The sequence below is a fragment of the Kitasatospora sp. NPDC001539 genome (genome assembly GCF_040298565.1).
Classification (GTDB): domain Bacteria; phylum Actinomycetota; class Actinomycetes; order Streptomycetales; family Streptomycetaceae; genus Kitasatospora.
Map to the genome: position 1 here is coordinate 1 of NZ_JBEPAK010000332.1, position 6,341 is coordinate 6,341.

Here is a 6,341-nt window from a genome sequence, read left to right on the forward strand (position 1 = left end):
GCCGGCCGGGCGCCGGCCGTCCAGGTAGCCGGCGCCGGCCGCGGTGACGGCTCGGCCCAGCTGGTCGAGCAGCAGCCGGTTGAGCACCAGCAGATCGGCGGCGTCACCGGCGTGGGCGTCCCGGGTGACCGAGTCCCAGCAGACCTCCAGGCCGAGGTGGTGGGCGAGCAGCACGGCGTCCAGCGGCAGGCCCTCCTCGGCCCGGCGCGCGGCGGACTCCCGTACGGCGGCGAACTCCTCGGCGGGGGCGGGGAGTCCGGTGCGCACCGTGTGGGCGAGTGCGCGGATGCGCCGTTCGGTGTCCCGGGTGAGCTCGCCGGTGAGCTGCTCGCGCGGGAGGCGGCGGTAGACCGGCACGCGCTCGAGCAGGGCGGCGACCACGCGCTCGGCCAACTCGCGGACTCCGTTGAGGAGCAGCTGGTCGGCCGGTCGGCCGCCGATCACCGGGACCTTCCAGGTCGGCGTGGTTCCGGGGGTGTCCGGGGGCGTGCAGTGGGGTGCGTTGTGACCGGTCACAGAGAACACCGTCCAGGTCTGGGGAACGCCCAAGGGCCGGGCCGGAGGGGCGACCGCATCATTGAGCCACTCGGGTTACCTGTTGGTAACAAACTTCCGCCGTGGAGGCAACAGTTGAGAACCCCACTTCTCCGCTTCTCCCCGACTCCCCTGCGCCGCCCGCTCGGCGGGATCCTCGGCGCGATCCTGCTGGCGGGCGCGCTGCTGGCGGGGGCGGCCACGCCGGCCTCGGCCGCACCGTCGACCGCCGCGGCCCCGGCCGCCGGCACCGCCCAACTCCCGCCCGACGGCGACTCGGTGGCCTCGCCGCCCGGCGCCAACGACTGGAACTGCCGGCCGACCGCCGCACACCCCCACCCGGTGGTCCTGGTCCACGGCACCTTCGCCAACCGCTACGAGAACTGGCTGGCGCTCTCCCCGCTGCTGAAGGACCTCGGGTACTGCGTCTTCGCGCTCGACTACGGCACCGTTCCCGGCATCACCTCCACCGGCAGCGGCCTGCTGCTGCCGATCGGCGGGCTCGGGGCCGTGTCCGACTCGGCGGCCCAACTGGCGCACTTCGTCGACCTGGTGCGGAGCGCGACCGGCGCGGCGAAGGTCGACATCGTCGGGCACTCGCAGGGCGGCATGATGCCGAACTACTACCTCAAGTTCCTCGGCGGGGCGTCGAAGGTCGACACGCTGGTCGGCCTGGCGCCGTCCAACCACGGCACGACGCTCGACGGGATCACCAACCTCGCGCCGTACTTCCCGGGCGTCGCCGACCTGATCTACACGGTCTGCCAGGCCTGCCGTGACCAGGCGGTGGGCTCCGACTTCAACGCGACGATGGCCTCCCGGCCGGACACCGTGCCGGGCGTGCGGTACACGGTGATCTCGACCCTGTACGACGAGGTCGTCACCCCGTGGCGGACCCAGTTCCTGAACGGGCCGGACGTCGACAACCAGGTCCTGCAGAACCACTGCCCGCTCACGCTCGCCGAGCACGTGGCGATCGCGTTCTCGCCGACGGCGCTGCACCTGGTGGCCAACGCCCTGGACCCGGCGCACGCCACGCCGGTGCTCTGCGGCTGAGCCGGATCCGCCCGCGACCGCCCGTGTTCCCGGCTGCCCCGGGGGCACGGGCGGCGCGCCGTCAGGCGGGCGAGCGGTCAGCGAGCGGGGTGGAAGGTGACGGCGGCGCAGACGCCGCCGTCGGACGGCAGCAGCCGGTACGGACCGGGGGCGGCCAGCAGTGCGGCGTCGAAGCGGGCCAGTTCGGTGCCGTCCAGGGTCGCCGAACCGGCGAGGCAGACCAGCAGGACGGTCGCCGCGGGCGGCACGGCCAGCGGGCCGGGCGCGCCGAGCAGGTCCACGGTCGCCTCGACCCGGCCACGACGGGTCATCACGTTGAAGTCCACCACCGGGCCGCCGAGCAGGCGGCAGTCCGTCGTGGCGTCGCCGGCGAAGGCGAACGGGCGGAAGGGGGCGTCGATCACCTGCTCGCCGCCGTCCACGGTCAGCGCCATGCCCGCGCCCTCGACCAGGGTGATCACGCGGTCGATGCCGGGGAACCGCGAGAACGGTCCGGCGGAGGCGACGTCGGCGAGGCTGACCCGCCAGTCGAAGCCGTCCAGCCCGGCCCCGGCCGGGAAGCCGGCGACCTCCCTGGTCACCCCGCCGCCGTTGAGCCACGGCGTGGCGGGGCGCTCGTCGGCGCGCAGGAGCTGGATGCGTCCGCTGGTCGTCATGGGGGTGCATCCTGCCACCTGACACCTGCGCCTGCCACCTGCCTGCCGCCCCCTGCCCCCGGCCCCCGCCGCCTCTCACCTGCGGCCCGTCGGCGCCGTCCCACGGTCGGCGCCGTGGCCACCGTCAGCGCCGTCCCACCGCCAGCGGCAGGAGCGCCGCCGCCGTCGCGGTGAGGGCCACCGTGGTGAGGGCCAGCGGCAGTCCGGCCGCGTCGGCGAGGAAGCCGATCACCACCGGCCCGACCAGCATCCCCCCGTACCCCAGCGTCGAGGCGAGCGCGACGTCCTGCGGGCCGCCCGTCGCGCCGGCCCGGGCGATGGCGAGCGGGAAGAGGTTGGCCAGCCCGAGGCCGACCAGCACGAAGCCGCCGATCGCGACCGGAACAGCCGGGGCCGCCGCCGCGACCAGCATGCCGACCGCCGCCGCCAGTCCGCCGCACAGCATCAGCCGCGTCTGGCCGAGCCTGATGCTCAGCCAGGTGCCGCCCACCCGCCCGCTGGTCATCGCGAAGGCGTACGCGGCGTAGCCGGCGGCCGCCGTCCCGGCGCCGGCGTGGACGTCGTCCGTCAGGTGCAGGGTCGCCCAGTCGGCCACCGCACCCTCGCCGTACGCGGTGCACAGCGCGGTGAGACCGAGCAGCAGCACCAGCAGTCGGGCGTGACCGCGGGCGGGTCGGCCCGCGGTGCCCTCGGGCGGCCCGTCGGCTGCGCCCTCCACCGGGCGCGCGGGCGTCGCCCCCGGTGCCACTCCCGCCGCCGGGCTGCGCAGCAGCACGACGCCCGCGCCGGCGGTGACGGCCAGGCCCAGCAGTCCGCCGAGCGCGAGGGCCCAGGCGGTGGTGAGCCGGTCGGCGAGCAGTCCGCCGAGGCCCGCACCGAGCAGCCCGCCGAGGCTGTATCCGGCGTGGAAGCTGGGCATGACCGGCCGCCGCAGTTGGGCGACCAGGTCGACGGCGGCGCTGTTCATGGCGACGTTGGCGCCCCCGTACCCGGCTCCGAAGAGCAGCAGCACGCAGCCGAGCGAGAGCACCGAGTGGGCGTGCGCGGGCAGCGGTACGGCGAGGCTGAGCAGGGCGAGCGAGCCGACGGTGACCGGCCGGGAGCCGTACCGCACGCAGAGCCGTCCGACCACCGGCATGGTGAGGACGGCTCCGGCGGACAGGCAGAGCAGCGCCAGGCCGAGGGCGCTGTGGGTGGCGCTGACCTGGCTGCGCACGTCGGGGATGCGGACGACCCAGGCGGCGAAGAGGAAGCCGTCGACGGCGAAGAAGGCGGTGAGGGCGATCCGTGCGGGGCCCCAGGGGCTGTCGGTGGCGGGGGTCGTGCTGCGAGACTGGGGCGAGGAGTCGGCGGGGCGCGGGCGGGAACGGATTTTGTTTCGAAGCGGCACAAAGTCACAATAGGGTCGTGCAGCTCTCACCTTCAAGCCCGAGGCCCCGCTCCGGAGCGGATCCCGACGCACCGCGCGACGCCCACCGGCGCGCGGCCCCCGACCGCGGTCGGACGCTGCTCGGCCCCGCGCTCTCGCTCATCCACACCGGCCAGACGCCCACGCGCTCCGCGCTCACCCGCGCCCTGGACGTCACCCGGGCCACGGCCGGCGCGGTCACGGCCGAACTCGAGGCCCTCGGCCTGATCACCGTCGACTCGCGCCCGGCCGGTGGCGGCCGGGGCCGGCCCTCGCACCGGCTGGCGATCGACCCCCACGGCCCGGTGGTGGTCGCCGGCCAGATCCACGCCGACCAGCTGAGCGTGACCCTGGCCGGCCTCGGCGGGCTGCTCGAGCCGCCCGTCCACCTGCCGCTGCCCGCCGCCACCGACCCGGTCCGGATGCTGCGCGCCGTCGCCCAGGCGGGCGCCGAACTGGCCCGCTCCACCGAGCGCCGCTGTCTGGCCGCCTCGCTCGCGCTGCCCAACCCCGTCACCGAGCCGGACGGCACCGCCCTGGCGGCACTGCACTTCGCCTGGCCCAGCGGCACCCCGGTCGCGGACCTGTACGACGTCGAGGTCGGCCGCGCCGACCACGGCCCCGCCGCCCTGCGCCCGCTGCCCACCTTCGTCGGCAACGACGCCAACCTCGCCGCACTCGCCGAGTACCGCCACGGCGCCGGGCGCGGCGCCCGCCACCTCCTGCTGGTCACCTCCGGCCACAGCGGCGTCGGCGGCGCGCTGGTGATCGACGGTCACCTGCACACCGGCAGCGCCGGGCTCGCGCTGGAAGTCGGCCATCTCACCGTCGACCCCCAGGGCCGGCCCTGCGTGTGCGGCAACCGGGGCTGCCTCAACTCGGAGACCGACCCCGACGCGCTGTTCGCCGCCGCCGGACTCACCCCGGAGCCCGGGCGCCCGCTGCTCGACCAGGCCCGCGAACTGTGCTGGGCGGCCGCGACCGACGAGCGGGCCCGCGCGGCGGTGGAGCACGTCATCGACCGGCTCGGCCTCGGGCTGGCCGGGGTCGCCAACATCCTCAACCCCGACCGGGTGGTGCTCAGCGGCCTCCACCTGGACCTGCTGGAGGCCGCCCCCGACCGGCTGCGCGCGGTGGTCGCCGAGCGCTGCCTGTGGGGGCGCAGCGGACGGGTGCCGATCGTCGGCGCGGACCTGGCGCACGGCGCGCTCGCGGGCGCGGCCGAGCTGGGCTGGGGGCCGTACCTGGCGGATCCGCAGTCGGTGCCGGTCTAGCGGGCGGCGGCGTCGGTCGGCCAGGCGGACCGCCGGACCGGCCGGCCCTAGCGGGCGGCGGCGTCGGCCGGCCGGGCGAACCGCCGGACCGCCGGACCGGTCGGCCGGCGTGAGCCGGGAGTGCCCGGGGATAAGGGGAAGCTGGATCTCCGGAAACGGTCACTTATCGTGACCCTCGTACACTCGTAGTGAGCAGCGGGGGGCCGCAACGAGGAGTAGTGACCGATGAGCACCCAGCCCGGTGGGATCCCCGGCCTCGAGCCGACCGCCGACGTCGACCGTTCGGACCCCCAGTACCGCGCCTGGCTCAAGGAGGCGGTGCGCAAGGTCCAGGCCGACGCCAACCGCTCCGCCGACACCCACCTGCTGCGCTTCCCGCTGCCGGCCGAGTGGGGGATCGACCTCTACCTCAAGGACGAGTCCACCCACCCGACCGGCTCGCTCAAGCACCGCCTCGCCCGCTCCCTCTTCCTCTACGGGCTCTGCAACGGCTGGATCCGCCCGGGCAAGCCGGTGATCGAGGCCTCCAGCGGCTCCACCGCCGTCTCCGAGGCCTACTTCGCCCAGTTGATCGGGGTGCCGTTCATCGCCGTCATGGCCAAGAGCACCAGCCAGGCCAAGATCGACCTGATCGAGTTCCACGGCGGCGAGTGCCACCTGGTCGAGCGCTCGGACGCGGTGTACGAGGCCTCCGCCCGGCTCGCCGAGGAGACCGGGGGGCACTACATGGACCAGTTCACCTACGCCGAGCGGGCCACCGACTGGCGCGGCAACAACAACATCGCCGAGTCGGTCTTCGCCCAACTGCGCCTGGAGCCGCACCCCGAACCGGCCTGGATCGTCGCCACGGCCGGCACCGGCGGCACCTCGGCGACCATCGCCCGGTACGTGCGCTACATGCAGTACGACACCCGGATCTGCGTCGCCGACCCGGAGAACTCCTGCTTCTTCGACGGCTGGGTGAACCACGACCCCGGCGCCCTGTGTGACAGCGGCTCGCGGATCGAGGGCATCGGACGGCCCCGGATGGAGCCGAGCTTCGTGCCGGGGGCGGTCGACCGGATGATGAAGGTGCCGGACGCCGCCTCCATCGCCGCGGTCCGGGTGCTGGAGCGGGTGCTCGGCAAGAAGGCGGGCGCCTCCAGCGGGACGGGGCTGTGGAGCGCGCTGCGGATCGTCGCCGAGATGCGGGCGGCCGGGCGCACGGGCAGCGTGGTCACCCTGATCTGCGACCCGGGCGACCGCTACCTGGACAAGTACTACTCGGACGACTGGCTGGCCGGCGAGCGCATCGACATCGCCCCGTACCGGGCCGCGCTGGAGTCGTTCCTGGCGGGCGGGGAGTGGGCGGCCTGATCACCGGCCGGACGGCGGCCGGGCGGCCCCCCCCGCCCGCCGCCCCCCAACGCGAGA

The 6,341-nt window shown here is 75.2% G+C and carries 6 protein-coding genes; 3 read left to right on the plus strand and 3 right to left on the minus strand.

What is annotated here, in order from left to right:
* Positions 1-516 (minus strand): RsbRD N-terminal domain-containing protein (locus ABT247_RS30765; RefSeq protein WP_502892533.1); only part of this gene is annotated, 516 nt, incomplete at its 3' end.
* 114 nt (positions 517-630) lie between these two features.
* Between ABT247_RS30765 and ABT247_RS30770 the strand changes: the two genes are divergently transcribed.
* Positions 631-1,590: an esterase/lipase family protein gene (locus tag ABT247_RS30770; protein WP_502892534.1), complete on the plus strand. Its 960-nt coding sequence runs from the start codon at positions 631-633 to the stop codon at positions 1,588-1,590.
* Positions 1,591-1,667: 77 nt separating this feature from the next.
* Here ABT247_RS30770 and ABT247_RS30775 read toward each other — a convergent pair whose 3' ends face one another.
* Together ABT247_RS30775 and ABT247_RS30780 are read right to left on the minus strand one after the other, a co-directional pair.
* Positions 1,668-2,246 (minus strand): HutD/Ves family protein, encoded by a 579-nt coding sequence (locus tag ABT247_RS30775; RefSeq protein WP_350749144.1) that lies wholly within the window; start codon positions 2,244-2,246, stop codon positions 1,668-1,670.
* 124 nt (positions 2,247-2,370) lie between these two features.
* Positions 2,371-3,636: an MFS transporter gene (locus ABT247_RS30780; RefSeq protein ID WP_350749147.1), complete on the minus strand. Its 1,266-nt coding sequence runs from the start codon at positions 3,634-3,636 to the stop codon at positions 2,371-2,373.
* Between the two features lie 17 nt (positions 3,637-3,653).
* Between ABT247_RS30780 and ABT247_RS30785 the strand changes: the two genes are divergently transcribed.
* A complete protein-coding gene (locus tag ABT247_RS30785; RefSeq protein ID WP_392904691.1) occupies positions 3,654-4,928 on the plus strand; it encodes an ROK family protein in 1,275 nt (424 codons plus the stop codon).
* Positions 4,929-5,153: 225 nt separating this feature from the next.
* Positions 5,154-6,284, plus strand: coding sequence for a PLP-dependent cysteine synthase family protein (locus ABT247_RS30790; protein ID WP_350749150.1), 1,131 nt, complete (start codon positions 5,154-5,156; stop codon positions 6,282-6,284).
* Positions 6,285-6,341: the final 57 nt, after the last annotated feature.